Annotated in this window: 13 protein-coding genes; 2 read left to right on the plus strand and 11 right to left on the minus strand. The window is 57.9% G+C overall.

Annotated features, from left to right (window positions below; all coding sequences use genetic code 11):
* Window positions 1-578: 578 nt before the first annotated feature.
* On the plus strand, window positions 579-1,508 hold the full coding sequence (locus Q4F91_RS09010) for a 4'-phosphopantetheinyl transferase superfamily protein (protein WP_303336891.1): 930 nt from the start codon (window positions 579-581) through the stop codon (window positions 1,506-1,508).
* Between the two features lie 464 nt (window positions 1,509-1,972).
* Complete coding sequence (locus Q4F91_RS09015) at window positions 1,973-3,445, plus strand: aldehyde dehydrogenase family protein (protein ID WP_303336892.1); 1,473 nt, start codon at window positions 1,973-1,975, stop codon at window positions 3,443-3,445.
* 325 nt (window positions 3,446-3,770) lie between these two features.
* Here Q4F91_RS09015 and ccmI read toward each other — a convergent pair whose 3' ends face one another.
* The 11 genes from ccmI to Q4F91_RS09070 form a co-directional block, all read right to left on the minus strand.
* Window positions 3,771-4,772 carry a c-type cytochrome biogenesis protein CcmI gene (gene ccmI, locus Q4F91_RS09020; protein WP_303336894.1) on the minus strand — a complete coding sequence of 334 codons (1,002 nt, stop codon included), beginning with the start codon at window positions 4,770-4,772 and terminating at the stop codon, window positions 3,771-3,773.
* Window positions 4,769-5,470, minus strand: coding sequence for a cytochrome c-type biogenesis protein (locus tag Q4F91_RS09025; protein ID WP_303336897.1), 702 nt, complete (start codon window positions 5,468-5,470; stop codon window positions 4,769-4,771). The genes ccmI and Q4F91_RS09025 overlap by 4 nt, the downstream gene beginning before the upstream one ends.
* 1 nt (window position 5,471) lies before the next feature.
* Window positions 5,472-7,415, minus strand: a complete 1,944-nt coding sequence (locus Q4F91_RS09030; protein ID WP_303336900.1) for a heme lyase CcmF/NrfE family subunit — start codon at window positions 7,413-7,415, stop codon at window positions 5,472-5,474.
* Between the two features lie 205 nt (window positions 7,416-7,620).
* The gene (locus tag Q4F91_RS09035; RefSeq protein ID WP_303336902.1) at window positions 7,621-8,433 is read right to left on the minus strand and encodes a peptidyl-prolyl cis-trans isomerase; all 813 of its coding nucleotides are present in this window, start codon (window positions 8,431-8,433) and stop codon (window positions 7,621-7,623) included.
* Between the two features lie 429 nt (window positions 8,434-8,862).
* The gene (locus tag Q4F91_RS09040; RefSeq protein ID WP_303336904.1) at window positions 8,863-10,209 is read right to left on the minus strand and encodes an amidohydrolase; all 1,347 of its coding nucleotides are present in this window, start codon (window positions 10,207-10,209) and stop codon (window positions 8,863-8,865) included.
* Between the two features lie 252 nt (window positions 10,210-10,461).
* Entirely contained in the window at window positions 10,462-12,291 is a 1,830-nt protein-coding gene (glmS, locus tag Q4F91_RS09045) for a glutamine--fructose-6-phosphate transaminase (isomerizing) (protein ID WP_303336907.1), read from the minus strand.
* Window positions 12,292-12,377: 86 nt separating this feature from the next.
* On the minus strand, window positions 12,378-13,745 hold the full coding sequence (glmU, locus tag Q4F91_RS09050) for a bifunctional UDP-N-acetylglucosamine diphosphorylase/glucosamine-1-phosphate N-acetyltransferase GlmU (protein ID WP_303333796.1): 1,368 nt from the start codon (window positions 13,743-13,745) through the stop codon (window positions 12,378-12,380).
* Between the two features lie 176 nt (window positions 13,746-13,921).
* Window positions 13,922-15,106, minus strand: a complete 1,185-nt coding sequence (gene wecB / locus Q4F91_RS09055; RefSeq protein ID WP_303336909.1) for a non-hydrolyzing UDP-N-acetylglucosamine 2-epimerase — start codon at window positions 15,104-15,106, stop codon at window positions 13,922-13,924.
* Between the two features lie 14 nt (window positions 15,107-15,120).
* Window positions 15,121-16,305 carry an NAD-dependent epimerase/dehydratase family protein gene (locus Q4F91_RS09060; protein WP_303336912.1) on the minus strand — a complete coding sequence of 395 codons (1,185 nt, stop codon included), beginning with the start codon at window positions 16,303-16,305 and terminating at the stop codon, window positions 15,121-15,123.
* 30 nt (window positions 16,306-16,335) lie between these two features.
* Window positions 16,336-17,379, minus strand: coding sequence for a polysaccharide biosynthesis protein (locus Q4F91_RS09065; RefSeq protein ID WP_303336914.1), 1,044 nt, complete (start codon window positions 17,377-17,379; stop codon window positions 16,336-16,338).
* A 90-nt stretch (window positions 17,380-17,469) separates the two neighbouring features.
* Window positions 17,470-17,923, minus strand: a 454-nt coding sequence (locus Q4F91_RS09070; protein WP_303336917.1) for a sugar transferase, incomplete at its 5' end; no start/stop codon positions are given.

Raw genomic sequence — 17,923 nt, forward strand, 5'->3', positions numbered from 1 at the left:
TACAAGCCGTTAGGGGAGTCTCCTCGCTTCCCTAACGGCCATAGAGTTACAGCTTAATCCTACGCGAAGTTCCTTCTTCCAGCCTGAACCCGCCTGAGCCCTCCTCTTCCCCTGTGCCTCCGCTCATATCCTGTCACGGCTTTTTCACGGGAGACTCCTAAACTCCCCCTTCAAGCCGGTTCGCCTCGCCGCCTCCCCGACCAAGTGTCTTCGCTGCGCTCAGAAAAGTCGTTTCCGAAGTGCCGGCAGACCGCGCAGGAGAGTCCTGGTGCCTTGGGCCCCGGAAGACTTCCATGACCGGAGGTGTGCGCTTGTCCCCGGGAAGGGAAGAACCGGGCGGGGACCGGTATGCCGCTCGCGGGAGCTCGCCCCGGCCTTGCCGTGCCCGGGGATCTCCCGCCGGCGCTGCGCGCCGGCCTGTTATGTACGGCGGCAGCCCGGGTCCGGCAGCCGAACGCTTTGGCCTTTCGGGAGGCGCGAGGCAAAGCCGACGGCCGGATCGCGCGCCTCGGAACCGGACATTGAATAGAATTTTCCTGCGCTCCCAACCTTCTTCTGACTTGAGGAACCCCAGCACCATGCCACTCGCGCTCCCGGAACTTGTCTTCTCCCAGCCCGCCCGATGGAACACGCGGGAAGAGACCCGTGCGCAGATCAAGCGGCTCTTCGCCGCGCAGTTCGAGGATCCCTTCGGCATCGACATCGATGACGATGCCCCGGAGCTCGAGCCGCCCGAGGGAGCCGCGGTCCTGATCCTGCCGCTCTCGGGAGAGGCGCTGCCGCAGTCGATGGAGGATGCCTTCGCCGCGCTCCTCCCTGAGCCCACCCGGGCGAGGCTCAAGCGTTTCGCACATCCCGTCCGCCGGCAGCAGAGCCTGCTCGGCCGCGTGCTCGCGCAGCGGCTGGCCAACGATGCATCCGATGCAGTCAACGGTTCCTTCTTCCTGCGCGAGCAGCCTCCCGAGGGGCCGCGTCTCGCGGACTTCGAGGGCAGGAGCGCGGGACGCTTCGCCATCGCGCATACGGAAGCCGGCATTGCAGTCAGTCTCTCGAAGCACCCGATGGGTCTTGATCTCGAAACCCGCCGTCGTCATCCGCGGCTCACCGACCTCGCGGAGTTCGCGCTCGGAAACGGCTTCTCCCGCGAGCTCGCCGCCCTCTTCGCCACCGACGAGGCAAAGGCCGAGGAAGCCTTCCTCGCCGCCTGGGGTGCAATCGAGTCCGCGCAGAAGATGAACGGCGAGGACCGCAAGTCGGCGGCAGCCTCCCCCGAGGACGACGAGCGCATGATGAAGTACGCCCGCGATCCCGAGGCCGAGGTCCGCTGGAACCGCGGCCTGGAGGCGGTGGATCCGGACGACAAGTCAATAGCCCTCGAGTTCCTCGACACACCTGCCGGTCTTCTGACGCTCCTCGGCGCGGAGAAGCCCCGCACAATCGAGCTCGTCACCGTACCGCCCGAGGAACTCCTCGCGGAGATGCAGGGCCACGTGCGCACCTTCCTCTGAGAAGGCTCCCTGCGGCCTTCACCGGGACTGAGAATCACTTTCACGGTTGATCCGACCTCCTTCCCTGCTGAACGAATAGTGCGGCTCCTATCGAAACGATAGGAGCCGTTTTGATTAGTTTAAATATCCCCTTGGAGGTATAGGTTCCTTTCGGACGGATTAAATTAAGGGTAAACCCTGACGGGTTATCCATTACCCGGGACATACCTATGAGGGAACGTATACGAAAGAACTAGTTCTTTTGGAAGGGAAAAACCTCCTTCTGACGTATTCCGCAGCGACCCCGACCTTGCTTAATCTGAAGTCAACAAGCGAGCGCGTGAACTCCAGAGAGGAGGCCCTCGCACAAGGACTTTAGTGTTCCCGAAAGCCCCAGGTCCGTGACACCTCCTCCGAAGAAAGGCAGTTCCAGCCCTAAAGCGCACCCGCTTCCGCCACAAGTCCACGGAAGGAGCCATATTCTCATGACGAACTACATCAAGGACCGCTACGGCCTTCTCATCAACGGCCAGTGGGTTGACGCCGAGGGCGGCAAGACCTTCGAGACGTACAACCCGGCCACGGGCGAGCGTCTTGCCACCTGCGCGGACGCCACGCCCAACGACATCGAGGCAGCCGTTCAGGCCGCCCGTGCCGCCCAGCCCGCCTGGGCCGCCAAGTCGGTTCAGGAGCGCGCCGCCATCCTTCTGAAGATCGCCGACCGCATCGATGAACGCGCGACCGAGCTCGCCACCGTCGAGACGCTCGACAACGGCAAGCCGATCCGCGAGACCACGCTCGTCGACGTTCCGCTCTCCTCCGACCACTTCCGCTACTTCGCCGGCTGCATCCGCGCCGACGAGGGCGAGGCCACGATGATCGACGAGAACACGCTCTCCATCATCCTCCGCGAGCCGATCGGTGTCGTGGGCCAGATCGTTCCCTGGAACTTCCCGCTCCTGATGGGTGCCTGGAAGATCGCCCCGGCCATCGCCGCCGGCAACGCCGTCGTGATCAAGAGCTCGTCCTCGACGCCGCTTTCGCTCAACGTCCTCGGCGAAATCCTCAACGAGTTCCTCCCGCCGGGCGTCGTCAACATCATCAGCGGCCGCGGCTCGGTCGCCGGCCAGGCGATGCTCGACAACCCGGGCTTTGACAAACTCGCCTTCACGGGCTCGACCGAGATCGGCCGTGACGTCGGTCTCGCCGCCGCGAAGCAGATCATCCCCGCCACGCTCGAGCTCGGCGGCAAGTCCGCGAACATCTACTTCGACGACTGCCAGCTCGACAAGGCGATCGAAGGCGCTCAGATCGGCATCCTCTTCAACCAGGGCCAGGTCTGCTGCGCGGGCTCCCGCATCTTCGTGCAGGAAGGCATCTACGACAAGTTCGTCGCCGCGCTCGCCGAGGCCTTCGAGAAGGTCAAGGTCGGCAATCCGCTCTGCATGGAAACGCAGATGGGCTCGCAGGTCAACGAGCGTCAGCTTGAGAAGATCCTCGGCTGGGTCGAGGAAGCCAAGAAGGAAGGTGCTCGCGTCCTCACGGGCGGCGAGCGCGCCGAGATCCCGGGCCAGAAGGGTGCCTTCATGAAGCCCACCCTCATCGTCGACTGCGTCAACACGATGAACGTCTGCCAGGAGGAGATCTTCGGGCCGGTCGCCTGCGTCGTGAAGTTCAAGGACGAGGCCGAGGTTCTGAAACTCGCCAACGAGTCCGAGTACGGCCTCGGCGGCGCTGTCTGGACGCGCGACATCAACCGTGCCTTCCGCGTCGCCCGCGGCGTGAAGACGGGCCGCATGTGGGTCAACACCTACAACGAACTGCCGGCTCACACCCCGTTCGGCGGCTACAAGAAGTCCGGCATCGGCCGCGAGACGCACAAGGTCATCCTTGAGCACTACTCGCAGATGAAGAACATCTACGTCAGCCTCTCCGAGCAGAAGCGCGGCTTCTTCTGATCCCCCGGGATCACTGAAAGCCTCAGGGTGCCTGAGAACCTGTAACCACTCAGACACCCTGCCCGTCCGGGGCAGCGAATTTTGTGAAACCTGCCCCGGACTCACAAACAGATTTATTCACAACCCGGCCGTTCCGGATTCTCTCGGCCGGGATTTTTTTGTCCTGAAGCCGCCCTCTCCCACCTCTGACTTTGTTCGCCGGGGACGGGAGCCCCTGCAGTTCCGGATCCGAAGACAGGTCGGCCTCCGGACTGGGCGGGATCGGCTATGACTCGCCCGGTGCGGAGGCCTGATTGGGTGACGAAGATTTCGCGGGAGAAGCTGGTCAGCGCTGCAGGGGATTCAGCCCCACGCCGTCCTGCCCTCTCTCGGGCGCGGCGGTCATGCCGCCGCCCATCTTCATCATCTTGTCGAGATCGCTCTCGGGCTTCGCCCCGACCGGATCAGGCGGAACGGCCGAGAGACCGCCCGCCTGCAGCGTCATCTCGATCTGGGCGGTGAGCGCGTCATAAACCTCGTTCCCCTCGGGGATCTGCTTCCTCAGGCGCTCGAAGTAGATCGCCGACTGCGCATAGTCCCCCTTCTCGAACGAGGCCGCGGCTCCGATCATCAAGCCCTTCTGGTGCCAGGGATCGATTTCGAGGGCCTTGGCGGCGATCTCGCCCGCGCGGACGAGCTGCGAGGGATCGATCGCGATCGTGATGTCGGCGAGCTCGGCCCAGGCGTTGGCGTTCTTCGGGTTCAGGCGCGTGACGTTCTCGTAGGCCATCTGTGCCTGCGAGAGGTTCCCCGTGGCGTTGTACTGCTCGGCGAGGATCTCCCAGGCCTCGAGGTTGTCACGGTTCTTCTGCACCGAGGCCTCAAGCGACTGCACGGTCTCGGCCATGTTGCGCTGGGAGTTCACGCGCTCGCGGGTCATGCGGACCTGTTCGATCGCCTTCTCGTCCAAGGCGGAGAAGTCACCGTACCAGAGGTACGCACCGATCGCAGTCGCCGGGATGATGATCGCGACGGCCGCGGCCGTGAGGAGCGGGAAGGATTCCGAGTCCTTCTTCGCGGCGGTCGTCTCCTCGGAGGCGGTCTCCTCGATCACGCGCAGCGCAAGTTCCTCCTCGCGCTCGCTGAACTCTTTTTGAGTGACCTTCCCTGCGGCAAGAAGCGTGCGGTTGCGCTCGTACTCGTCTTTGAGGCCAGCCAGGTTCTCCTCGGTCCTCTGCCACTCGCGCGTCGGGTCGGAACGGCCCGAGAGCAGACGCCAGGCGAAGAGTCCGATCACGGACGCCATCAGCAGGATGGCGAAGACGCAGAAAATAATTTCGTACTTCATTTCGTCTCTCCTGCATCAGCCGTCTGAGCGGCCGGGGCGCGGTACCTCGGATTCGGGACGATCTTCCCGGACTGCCAGAGGAGCTCTCCGCGCAAGAGGCGCTTCGCTTCCTCCAGAGCCTCGGGCGTGGCTTCCTTCCTGCGGGCGGCGCTCTGCGCACGGCGGTTCGCGGCGACACGGAGCATCCCCCAGAGCGCGAGGAGGAAGAAGACCGCGGGCCCGAGCCAGAGCAGATAGGTCTTGGCCTTGAAGGGCGGCTTGAAGAGCACGTAGTCGCCGTAGCGGTCGACCATGAAGCCGATGATCTCGTCATCGGTCTTGCCGGCCTTCACCTGCTCGGCGACCTCGCGGCGGAGGTCAATGGCGAGCTGGGCGTTCGACTCGGCGATCGTCTCGTTCGCGCAGACCAAGCACCTCAGCTGCGTGCTGATCTCATAGACGCGGGGGTTCGCCTCGGGATCGAACTCCGAGGGACGGGCCTCCTTCGGGGCGAGCGCCGCGAAATCCGGGGCCCCGCCCTGCTGCGCAAGACCGGCGGCATCCATGAAGGCCGAGGCCGAGCGGGACTTCTCGGTCGCGATGACGGAGCCCATCTTGGGAGCATCCTCGGCGGCCGAGGCGGGAGCGGCGACGGTGATCCCGGTGAGGAGGATCCCGAGGGCGGCGGCGCCCACAAGGAATTTATTCATCTCAAGCATTTCAGTCCTCCCTCGTCTTCCTGCGGCGCTCGAGGCAGGCGAGCAGCCCGCCCAGGCTCATGAAGAGCGTGCCGATCCAGATCAGCAGCACGAGCGGCTTCACATAGGCGCGGACCACCCAGCCGTTGCCGTCCGTCGTGGGGGTGGCGAGCGACACATAGACGTCCTCGTGCGGACGGTGCATGATCGCGGCCTCGGTCATCGACATGTTGGTGACCGAGTCGTAGTTGCGCTTCTCGGGCTCGAGGAGCTGGATCTCCGAGCCGGTCGCGGCATCGAGCACCGAGATCGAGCCCTTGGCGGCCGTGTAGTTGGGACCGCGGTACTCGACCCAGCCGTTGTAGCGGAAGGTCACGTCGCGGACGGTGACCTGGTCGCCCGGGTTCATCGTCACGTTGCGCTCGACCTGGAACTCCGTCACGGTGACGGCGCCGAGGATGAGCATCGCGAGACCGATGTGGGCGAGATGCATGCCCCACCACGGCAATGTCTGACCGAAGACGCTGCGCTTCTGCGCACGGGCCGTGCGAGCGTAGCGCACCCAGTCGGTGATGGCGCCGAAGAGAATCCACCAGGCGAGGAAGGCACCCAGGGCCGTCACCCAATCCCAGCGGCCGAGGATGAAGGGCGTGGCGATGCCAGCCACGACCGCGAGGATGAAGGCAGGGGCGAGAAAGCGGCCGAGCTTCGCCGGGTCATGCTGACGCCAGGCGCAGACCGCGCCCATGGGAAGGATGAGCGAGAGCGGGACCATCGAGGAGCCGAAGACCGAGTCAAAGTACGGACCGCCCACGGTGATCTTGCCGCCGCCCACGGCGTCAAGGAACAAGGGATAGAGGGTGCCGAGAAGGACGATCGCCATGCCGACCACGAGGAGCAGGTTGTTGCTCATCAGGAGCGACTCCCTCGAGCACCACGAGAAGGTCGAGACCGTGCCGACGGAGCTCGCGCGCCACGCGAAGAGCAGGAACGAGATGCCGATCACGATCGAGAGGAAGATCAGGATGAACATGCCGCGCGTCGGATCGCTCGCGAAGGCATGGACGGACGTCAGCACGCCCGAGCGGACGAGGAAGGTGCCCAAGAGTGAAAGCGAGAACGTCAGGATCGCGAGGAACACCGTCCAGATCTTGAACGCACCGCGCTTTTCCGTGACGGCGAGCGAGTGCATCAGGGCCGTGCCCGTGAGCCACGGCATGAAGGACGAGTTCTCCACCGGATCCCAGGCCCACCAGCCGCCCCAGCCGAGCTCGTAGTAGCTCCAGTAGGAGCCGAGCGAGATACCCAGCGTCAAAAGCACCCACGACACGGTGGTCCAGGGACGCATCCAGCGGGCCCAGGCGACGTCCAGACGCCCCCCGAGGAGCGCCGCGACGGCGAAGGCAAACGGAACCGCGAAGCCGACGTAGCCTAAGTAGAGGAGCGGCGGATGGAAGATCATCCCCGGGTCCTGCAGGAGCGGGTTCAGGTCAGCGCCCTGCTCCGCCGGAGGAAAGAGCCTCAGGAACGGATTCGAGGTCGTGAGGATGAAGAGATAGAGACCGAAGGCGACGAGGAAAAGGGTGCCGAGGATGCGGGCGAGCACCTTCTCGGGGAGCCTTCTCGCCGAGATCGCCACCGCGAGGATCCACCAGGTTAGAGTCGACACCCAGAAGAGGATCGAGCCCTCGTGCGAGCCCCAGACGGCCGCGAGCTTGTATTCCCAGGGGAGCGCGTCGTTCGAGTTGCGGGCGACGTTGAGGATTGAGAAGTCGCTCGTCACGAACCCGTACGCCAGCGCGCCGATCGCGATGGTGCCGGTGAGCGCGAGCGAGACGGCCGCGGCCGGTCCCGTGCGCATCCAGCTGCGCAGGTCTGTCTGCGCACCGGCGAGCGTCAGAACGCCGCCGAGCGCGCTGATGACGAGCGCCACAACAAGGGCGAAATGCCCGATTTCCGCTGTCACGTCTGTGATCTCCTTCTCCCCGGAATCCTTTCCTTCGCTTTTGACTCACGGGGCGCGGTGCATAAAAAACGTCGCCCGGCTCCCGCGCTTGCCTTGCAGGATCCTCAGAGGACCCTTCCGGTGCGCGGCGCAGGACGGCGCTCTTCTTTTGCCCGTTTCACCGGCCGGGAAGTCTCCCGGCCGCTCTCAGGCTTTCAAGATTGAATTACTTCGCGGGAACATCCTTCACGTCGGCGCGGAGGATCTGCTCGTGAATGAAGCCCTGGACCTTGCGCTGCATGAGGAGGTGACGGAGGTCTTCCTTGCGGTCCTCGAACTTCGGGAAGAGCTCGGCCGGACGGATGTCCTCGACCTTGACGATGTGGAAGCCGGCGGGCGACTGAACGGGGGCCTTGGCGGTCTCGCCCTTCTTGAGGCCGCGGATGGCGTTGGCGAGTTCCATCGTGTAGACGGAGGGCGACTGCCAGTCGAGGATGCCGCCCACGTCCTTGGAGCCCTCGTCGAGCGACTTCTCGGCGGCGGTCTTGGCGAACGAGGCACCCTTGTTGATCTGCTCAAGGAGCGTCTTGGCCTCGGCCTCGGTCTTCACGAGGATGTGGCGGACGCGGTACTCCTCAGGACCCCAGCGGTCGGCCTCCTGCTTGTACTGGGCCTCAAGGTCCTTTTCCGTGACGGGGTTCTTCTTCAGGAAGTCACGCACGGCGTGGTTCTCGAGAACCATGTTCGTCGCGCGGCGGATGTCACCCTCGACCTCGGGGAGCTTGTCGAGACCCTGCTTGCGGGCATAGGCGCCCATGACGGTCTGCTCGATCATCATCTGGCGGATCTCCTCCTCGATCTGAGGATTGGCGATCATCTCATGCGGGTTGGGGTTGCTCGAGATGGCCTCGGCGGCGAGCGCCTCCTGCTGGGCCTTGGTGATGAGCTCGCCGTTGACGGTGAAGTCCTTGAACTCGGCCATGGCGGCGCCGGAGGCAAGGGCAAGCGCGAGGGCGGCGGCGATCGTAGTCTTGAGCATTTTTCTCTCTGATCCTTCTCTGGTAGAACATCCCCCGCCCTCCCCGTCTGAGGTCTCGTCAAGGGTCCCGGCGGACTGATCTGCTCCTCTTGGCTTCATGGTGAGAAGCGTGAAGAGAGACACTCCCGGCCGGCGACGGGTGCGGCGGACTGAATGCCCGGATTTATACCCGGGCAATATTTCGCCAACCTTACCGTCCGCGGGAGGTGCCATTGAGCGGAGGCGGCTTGATTCCGTGGAATGTGCCTCCTGTGACCTGAGCGGGGGCTGTCAGCGAACTGTCTGCCGGGGACGATGGCTGCGGAGGTGCAGACAGGGTGGAGGTGAAGAACGAGAAGGGGCCGAAGCGCACTGCGCCCCGGAGCTGTGGGGTTCCGGGGCGCGGGGTTGGTCGTGTTTCGGCGGGATCAGGGAGATGTGAGTGAGCGTTCAGCTCCATTTGCCGAGCAGCGCCACGAGGAGGTTGGTCCAGGTGTCGTAGAGCGTGACGAGCGCGCGTTCGTCAAAATCGACGGCTGGCTTGACTGCCGTGCCTTCGATGGCACCGCCCACGAGGAAGTACCCTGCCCTGCCGCCCTGCTTCTGCACGCGGCGCATCAAGAGCGTGCCGTCGTCCGAACCGTTCACGGGCCAGGACGGGATAACGCGGTCGCAGTTGCGGGCGCGGCGGGCGCAGACGGTGATCATCTGCGCCAGGCTCGCGTCCGGGGTGAAATCGATCGCTTCGCCCACGATCCTGTGACGGCACTCGACGCCGAAGCTCATCGCCGCGCCCTGGGCACGCATCAGTGCCTCGGCCGCGAGGTCGCGGTTAACCTCGCCGTTTTCGCCGCGGACCTCGATCTCCATCCAGGCGTGGGACGGAACGACGTTTCGGCCTTCGCCGGCGTGGAGCTGACCGACGTTCACACGGGTCATGCCTTCCTCGTGACGAGGGAGCGCCATGATGTTGATGGCTGCGTTCGCAGCTGCAAGGAGTGCGTTGCGGCCGGTCTGCGGGTGGGAGCCGGCGTGCGAGGCGCGGCCCGTGAACTCGAAGTCCATCTTCGTAGTGGAGAGGAGCTTCGTGGGCGACGCAACAACCGTGCCGCTCTCCAGATCCGGCTCGATGTGACCGCAGAAAAGCACGTCGATGCCTTTCAGCACGCCTGACTGCAGGATGGGGTAGGCGCCGCGGGAGCCCTCCTCCGCCGGCTGGCAGATGAAGAGAATGCGGCCGGTGAGCCTTTCGGAGTTCGCTTGGATGAACTTGGCGAGCGAAATCGCCACCGCCTGATGACCGTCATGACCGCAGGCATGCATCATGCCGCGACGCATGGACGAGAACCCCTCGCGGTACGGGAGATGGGCCTCGTTCTCAGGTTCCTCAACGGCAAGTGCATCCAGCTCAATACGTATGGCAACTGTACGTCCGGGACGGCCCGTGTCCCAGCGGGCGATAAGGCCGGGGTACTCGCCCATCTTGGTGATCATGTCCTGAGGGACGCCGCTCTGGAGCGCATAGAGGCGCCCTGCCTCAACGAGCTCGGGATTACGGGCTCGCACGTACTTGGGCGAGATGAACTCAGGTCCGTAGGTGAGCGAGAAGCCGGCGGCAGCGAAGGCTCGCGCGAGGCGTGCCGTCGCAATGAACTCGGACCAGCCGAGCTCGGGCGTGCGGTGGATCTCGCGGCGGAGCTTGGAAAGATCCTCGACCGTGACAGGATCGGCCCAGCCCGGCATCAGCTGGGAGCGGGATGCGGACGGGATGATGGAACTGTCGGAGGTGAAGGTCATTTCAAGGGAATGAGAGGGCATGTCTGACGACGAAGGGTTGACTGCCGCGCCCGGGGACTGCTGCGGACAAGAAAACTACGGGGATTTACTTAATTTTAGGCGCATCCAATTCTATCAGGCTCATAGACAGACGCTGATTTGAGGCAGTTCACACCCTGAACATGCGTATAAGTGCGGATGCTGACGAGTAAAAGGCGCGAAGGCCCCGACATGACTGGCAGGGCCTTCACTCTCAAGTGGCTTCAGGAGCGCTTATTCCACCGTCACGCTCTTGGCGAGGTTGCGGGGCTTGTCCACGTCCGTTCCGCGGCAGATGGCCGCGTGGTAGGAGAGGAGCTGGAGCGGAATCACGTGAAGGATCGGCGAGAGCATGCCGATGTGCTCCGGGAGACGGATCACGTGCGTGCGATCATCCGTGGTGATGTTCGTGTCGGCGTCGGCGAAGACGTAGAGCTCACCGCCGCGGGCGCGGACTTCCTGGAGGTTGCTCTTCAGCTTCTCGACGAGGCGGTCGTTCGGCGCGACGGCGATGACGGGCATCGACTCGTCGACGAGCGCGAGCGGGCCATGCTTGAGTTCACCGGCCGGGTAGGACTCGGCGTGGATGTAGCTGATCTCTTTGAGCTTCAGCGCGCCTTCCTGGGCGATCGGGAAGTGAACGCCGCGGCCGAGGAAGAGCGCGTGGCTCTTCATCGTGAAGCGCTCGGCCCAGGCGATCACCTGCGGCTCAAGAGCAAGCACGGCGGAAAGCGCCGCAGGCAGGTGACGGAGCTTCTTGAGTTCCTCAGCTTCCTGAGCTTCAGTGATACGCCCATTGACCTTTGCAAGGGTAAGGGTGAGAAGGTAAAGCGCGGCAAGCTGCGTCGTGAAGGCCTTGGTGGACGCCACACCGATCTCGACGCCCGCACGTGTGATGTAGGCGAGCTTGCTCTCGCGCACCATCGCCGAAGTCGAGACGTTGCAGATCGTTAGCGTACGGGTCATGCCGAGCTCATCACGCGCATGGCGCAATGCTGCAAGCGTATCAGCGGTTTCGCCCGACTGGGAGATCGTCACGACGAGGCTGTCGGGATCGGGCACCGAGATGCGGTAGCGGTACTCGCTCGCGATCTCGACGTCGCAGTGGATGCCGGCGATCGCCTCGATCCAGTACTTCGCGGTGCTCGCCGCGTAGTAGGAGGTGCCGCAGGCGAGGAAGAGCACGCGGGAGACGCCCTTGAAGATCTCCTCGGCGCCTTCGCCGAAGAGGCGCGGCGTGATGCCGACGACGCCCTCGAGCGTGTCGCCGATGGCGCGCGGCTGCTCGAAGATCTCCTTCTGCATGTAGTGGCGGTAGGGACCGAGGTCGATGGCGCCCGAGTAGGCCTGCACGATGCGCACGGCGCGCTCGGCGGGCACGAAGACGCGGCCGCTGCGCTCGTAGACGTCGTAGTGGTCCGGGGTGATGTCGCAGACGTCGCCTTCGTTGAGGTAAACGATGCGGTCGGTGACGCCGGCGACGGCCATGGCGTCGCTGGCGGCGAGCATCTCGCCGTCGCCCACGCCGAGCACGAGGGGCGAGCCCTGGCGGGCGAGCACGATGTGGTGCGGCTCGTCACGGCAGATGACCGCGATGGCGTAGCTGCCGCGCAGCTCGAGGATCGATTCCTGAACGGCCTTCAGGAGATCGCCGTGATAGTTCGAGTGCACGAGGTGCGCGATGACCTCCGTGTCGGTCTGGCTGTAGAAGACGTAGCCCTGGCCCTTGAGGCGCTCGCGGATCTCCTCGTAGTTCTCGATGATGCCGTTGTGCACGAGGCCGATCGTGTCGCGCGAGAAGTGCGGATGCGCGTTGCAGACCTCGGGGGCGCCGTGCGTGGCCCAGCGGGTGTGGGCGATGCCGGTGACGGCGTTGAGACCGGCCTTGTCGGCCTCCTCGGCGAGCTGCGCGACGCGTGCGGTGCTGCGTGCGCGCTTCAGTCCGTCCTCGTCAACGGTGGCGATGCCGCAGGAGTCATACCCGCGGTACTCAAGACGACGAAGCCCCTCAAGGAGCAACGGCACGACATTGCGGCTGCTGGCCGCGGCGACGATTCCACACATAGGCCTTTCTCTTCTCTCTCGTGGATCTTGAAAACGGTTACGCCCGGGCTTCGATGCCGTCCGGGCGTTGGAATGGGAACTTGGGATTATTTCTTGAGCTTGACGGGGCGCGTCCAGCCTTCGATCGTGGTCTGGCGGACGCGGGCGAGCGTGAGCTTTCCGGCGGGCGCCCTGCGCGAGATGGTCGACCCGGCGCCGATGGTGGCTCCGTCCTCCACCTCGACCGGGGCGACGAACTGCGTGCCCGAGCCGATGAAGCAGTCGTTGCCGATCTTCGTGCGGAACTTGTTCACGCCGTCGTAGTTGCAGGTGATCGTTCCGGCGCCGATGTTGGTCCCCGCGCCGATCTCCGCGTCACCGATGTAGGTGAGGTGGTTGATCTTGGTGCCGAGGCCCACCTGGGACTTCTTCACCTCGACGAAGTTGCCGATGTGGTTGTCGCCGGCCAAGTCCGCGCCCGGGCGCAGACGCGAGTACGGTCCGATGCGGCCGCCCTTGCCGACCTTCGCGCCCTCGATGTGGCAGAAGGGCAGGAGCACCGTGTCCTCGGCGATCTCGGCGTCGCGGATGACGCAGTTCGCGCCGATCTTCACGCCGTCGGCGAGCTTCACCTTGCCCTCGAAGACGCAGTTCACGTCGATCTCGACGTCGCGGCCGCACTCAAGCGACCCGCGGATGTCGATGCGGGCGGGATCGATCAGGGTGACGCCGGCCTCGAGGAGGCGCTGGGCCTGCGCACGCTGCCAGACGCGCTCGAGCGCGGCGAGCTGAACCTTGGAGTTGACGCCCTCGACCTCCCAGACGTGGTCCGGCTGGACGGTCGTGATGCGGCAGCCCTCGCCCGCGGCGAGGCCGATCACGTCGGTGAGGTAGTACTCGCCCTGGGCGTTGCCGGCCGTGAGGCTCGAGAGCCATTTCTCCAGCTTCGCCGTCGGCAGGCACATGATGCCGGTGTTCACCTCGCGCACGAGCTTCTGCTCAGGCGTCGCGTCCTTCTCCTCGACGATCGCGCAGACGTTGCCGGTCGAATCGCGCAGGATGCGGCCGTAGCCCGTGGGGTTGTCGAGATTGACGGTGAGGAGCACGAGGTCGCTCGAGGCAGCCTCGGCGTTGATGCGGTCAAGCGTCACGCGGGAGAGAAGCGGCACGTCGCCGAGGCACACGATCGTCTTCGGGTCGGCGGGATTGAGCGCGGGGAGCGCCTGGCGGAGCGCATGGCCCGTGCCGAGCTGCGGCTCCTGGAGCGCAAAGGTGACGCCCTCGGCGCCTGCGAGATGCTCCTTCACGGCATCGGCGCCGTGGCCGACCACGACAACGCGGGGAGATTCAGAGAGACCCTCCGTGGCTGCAAGCACATGGTCAAGCATGGGGCGTCCGGCGATGGGCTGGAGCACCTTGGGCAGACGCGAGCGCATGCGCTTTCCCATGCCTGCGGCGAGTATGACGACGTTCATGATTAATTTAATAGTCTATTATAAGTAGAGTATAAGATATAGATAAAATGAACGTAAATCCAAAATATAATAAAAGAATTTAAGTAAAAGCGATGTATCAGAAAACATCAGCATCGCAGATTACTTACGCATTTAATTTATATCTGAAGAAATACGAAGTCATAAATTCAATCAGTTCACTTTCTCCAGACCATCTTATTAACAATTCCAGTATAACTTTGAATGATTTTAATGACTTTAGTACTTACATTTTCATCAATGTAATCAGGAACTGGAAGTCCATAGTCTGACGAATCATTAAGAAGAACCGCTGTATCTATAGCCTGAAGCAAACTCTTCTCATCAATACCAGCGAGAACAAAACAAGCCTTATCTAACGCCTCAGGACGTTCAGTACTAGTGCGAATACAAACTGCAGGGAACGATTCATCAATCGAAGTAAAGAAACTTGATTCCTCAGGAAGTGTACCAGAATCAGAAACTACAGCGTAGGCATTCATTTGAATATTATTATAATCATGGAAGCCCAACGGTTCATGCTGAATTACTCTGCTATCAAGTTTAAAACCAGAGGCAGCCAATCGATTGCGTGATCTCGGATGGCAAGAATACAATATTGGCATATCATATTTTTCTGCAATCCGATTGATAGCAGAAAATAGCGAAATGAAATTCTTTTCAGTATCAATATTTTCCTCTCGGTGAGCAGACAATAAGAAATATTTCTTCTTCTGCAGCCCGAGTTTATTGAGAATATCTGAAGCTCTGATTTCCGCTAAATTAGCACGCAATACTTCCGCCATAGGACTGCCTGTCACATACACTCGCTCCTTAGGCAGACCACATTCATGCAGATACTTCCGAGCATGTTCGCTGTACGCAAGATTGACATCAGAAATGATATCAACGATGCGTCGATTAGTTTCCTCAGGTAAACACTCATCCTTACAGCGGTTACCTGCTTCCATATGGAAGATTGGAATATGAAGTCGTTTAGCAGGAATCGCTGACAAACAGGAATTTGTATCACCAAGAATGAGCAAAGCATCCGGTTTAATTGCAGCCATCAATTTGTAGGAACAATTTATAATATTTCCTACGGTGGCACCGAGGTCATTGCCTACGGCATTCATATATACTTCAGGAGGATTAATTTTTAAATTTTCAAAAAAAATCCCATTAAGATTATAATCAAAATTCTGACCCGTATGAGCCAAAATCGTATCAAAATAATTACGCGCCTTATTAATAACTGCCGAAAGACGGATGATTTCTGGTCTAGTTCCAACAATAATTAAAAGTTTTAACTTACCATTATTGTTAAACTTTACATCAGAGTAATCAAATTTAATTTCAGACATAAAATAGATATAAATCAAACAGGTTCAAAAAAAGTATCAGGTCTGATAGGATTAAAAATCTCATTACAAGTCATCACAGTAACAAGATTTTCACTATCAGATAAATTAATTATATTGTGCGTCCAACCAGGAATCATTTGAACTGCTTCAATCTTATCTCCACTAACTTCAAAATCCACCTGTTCACCAGTATTGATGTTTCTTTCCTGAATGAGTGCATGACCAGAAACAACAATGAACCACTCCCATTTAGAGTTATGCCAATGCTGCCCTTTAGTTACTCCGGGTTTACTAATATTTACGCTGACTTGACCACAATCCAAAGTATGAAGTAATTCAGTAAAACTTCCGCGATCATCTATATTCATTTTAAGCGGAAATTTAAATTTATCTTTTGGAAGGTAGGTAAGATAAAGGCTATAAAGTTTTTTAGCAAAGCTACCAGATGGAATTTTTGGAATCAAAAGTGTTGTAGGAACGGTTTTAAATTCATTGAGAAAATCAATTATTTCACCTAAAGAAACATCGTGAGTATCAGGAATATAACAGAATTTACCATCGTTACATTCAATCGGTTTTACACCATCATAATTACAATGTTTTTCCTTACCTTCTAAAAGGTCAAACATCCCTTCCACCAAATCATCAATATAGAGCAATTCGACTCTGGAACTGCGATCATTTACAGTGAAAGGTAAGTCATTAGCAATCGCATTACAAAATGTAGATACAGCTGAATTGTAATTCGGGCGACTGTGACCCATTAAATTGGGAAATCGATAAACAGCGACTTTAACACAGTTTTCCTTTCCGTATTCAAAAAAAAGGTTTTCTCCAGCAAGTTTACTCTTGCCGTAGTCAGAATTATTATATCGACCGACCAGTGATGCTTGTATTGAAGATGCAAGCATCACTGGTGCTTTATTATTAAATTTTTTAAGAGTAGCCAATAAGGTAGATGCAAAACCAAAATTACCAGCAAAAAATTCTGAATTATTTTTTGGACGATTTACTCCTGCCAAGTTGAAAACAAAATCACATTGACTGCAATAGAGATTTAAATCATCGATTTTGGAGTCTTTATCAAATTCAAAGATTTGATCAATTTTTAAATTAGGTCTGGTTCGATTTTTATTATCTCTTAAATTTTTTAAATTTGCAACCAAAGCGGTTCCAACCATTCCTTTGGAACCAGTCACTAAAATTTTCATATAGACCTCGGCACTTTTTTATTTATTTTCTGCTAGAGCATTTTGAACGTAGTCCGTTGTCAAAATTTTCTGAACAGTTCCATCTACATCCAAACGATGTGTATTGTGACTTGTATAAGCGTCGCTCGCCATCGTATGAACTTGTCCATCCACAAAGAACTTGTCGTAATTTAGATCACGACCATCAGGAAGAACTCTATAGTAATTACCCATATCGATACTACGCATGCATTCTTCATTCGTCATCAAGGTTTCGAACAGTTTTTCTCCATGACGGGTACCAATAACACGAGTACCGGTATCGCCGAATAACCTCTGAACAGCCTTAGCCAAATCGCCAATAGTACTGGCATCAGACTTTTGAACAAAGAGATCTCCAGGTTCACCATGTTCGAACGCAAACATCACCAAGGCAACAGCTTCATCAAGATTCATGAGGAATCTTGTCATACTCGGGTCAGTGATGGTCACAGGATTCCCAGCTCGAATCTGATCAATGAAAAGTGGAATGACTGAGCCTCTAGAGCACATCACATTACCGTAGCGAGTACAACAAATAGTAGTTTTACCGGCAGCAACTCGAGCATTAGCCCCAATAACTTTTTCCATCATAGCTTTGGAAATTCCCATTGCATTAATGGGATAAGCGGCTTTGTCTGTTGATAGACATACAATTTTTTCGACCCCTGCAGATATAGCCGCATGAAGAACATTATCTGTACCAATAATATTTGTTTCAACGGCTTGCATGGGAAAAAATTCACAAGATGGAACCTGTTTTAAAGCTGCAGCATGAAAAATATAATTGACGCCTTGAACTGCATCTTCAACAGATCGCATATTACGGACATCACCAATATAAAACTTCACTTTCGAAGCGTGTTCAGGATGATTTGCTTGTAATTCATGACGCATATCATCCTGTTTCTTTTCATCACGTGAAAAGATTCTTATTTCAGATAAATTACTATCTAAAAAATGTTTTAGAACTGTGGAACCAAACGAACCAGTTCCACCCGTAATCATTAAAACCTTATTATCAAATAAAGAAAAATTAGTCATAGTTTAAACTAAATAATATAATAGAAATATTTTAAATCAATCAACATACGACGGTACACGAGCACCGTCGTATTTGATTGATATATTGAGTTAATATTTAAAAATTAAAAATAGAATGAAGCAAAACAATAACAAACATATAATCGAGACGGTTACTCCTGTTTTTATATCTTTTTCAATATTAATATTAGTTTGACAATTATTGTGAAGATTAGAAGGTCCACCTTCAACAATACCTTTAGAACTTAATACTGAACCTATTGTACCAAAAAAACATTTTAAATCCATCAAAAACCCAAATTTCTCGACATATTCCCCATCAAACCGTGCTTTTTCTACGATTTGCAATTCATCCCTTCCATTAATTTGAGCCCATCCAGTCAAACCTGGTAAAATTTTATTAGCACCATATTTATCTCTTTCTTCAATTAAATCGATTTGATTCCATAATGCTGGCCTTGGGCCCACGATGCTCATATCTCCGATTATAATATTTATTATTTGAGGGATTTCATCCAAACTAGTTTTTCGCAAAAAAGCACCA

This window comes from Sutterella sp. (assembly GCF_030539355.1).
Taxonomy (GTDB): Bacteria; Pseudomonadota; Gammaproteobacteria; order Burkholderiales; family Burkholderiaceae_F; genus Sutterella.

Coding starts and splice junctions, on each gene's coding strand:
- Q4F91_RS09010 (WP_303336891.1), top strand. CDS start 579: ATGCCACTCGCGCTCCCGGAACTTGTCTTCTCCCAGCCCGCCCGATGG.
- Q4F91_RS09015 (WP_303336892.1), top strand. CDS start 1,973: ATGACGAACTACATCAAGGACCGCTACGGCCTTCTCATCAACGGCCAG.
- ccmI (WP_303336894.1), bottom strand. CDS start 4,772: ATGAAGTACGAAATTATTTTCTGCGTCTTCGCCATCCTGCTGATGGCG.
- Q4F91_RS09025 (WP_303336897.1), bottom strand. CDS start 5,470: ATGCTTGAGATGAATAAATTCCTTGTGGGCGCCGCCGCCCTCGGGATC.
- Q4F91_RS09035 (WP_303336902.1), bottom strand. CDS start 8,433: ATGCTCAAGACTACGATCGCCGCCGCCCTCGCGCTTGCCCTTGCCTCC.
- Q4F91_RS09040 (WP_303336904.1), bottom strand. CDS start 10,209: ATGACCTTCACCTCCGACAGTTCCATCATCCCGTCCGCATCCCGCTCC.
- glmS (WP_303336907.1), bottom strand. CDS start 12,291: ATGTGTGGAATCGTCGCCGCGGCCAGCAGCCGCAATGTCGTGCCGTTG.
- glmU (WP_303333796.1), bottom strand. CDS start 13,745: ATGAACGTCGTCATACTCGCCGCAGGCATGGGAAAGCGCATGCGCTCG.
- wecB (WP_303336909.1), bottom strand. CDS start 15,106: ATGTCTGAAATTAAATTTGATTACTCTGATGTAAAGTTTAACAATAAT.
- Q4F91_RS09065 (WP_303336914.1), bottom strand. CDS start 17,379: ATGACTAATTTTTCTTTATTTGATAATAAGGTTTTAATGATTACGGGT.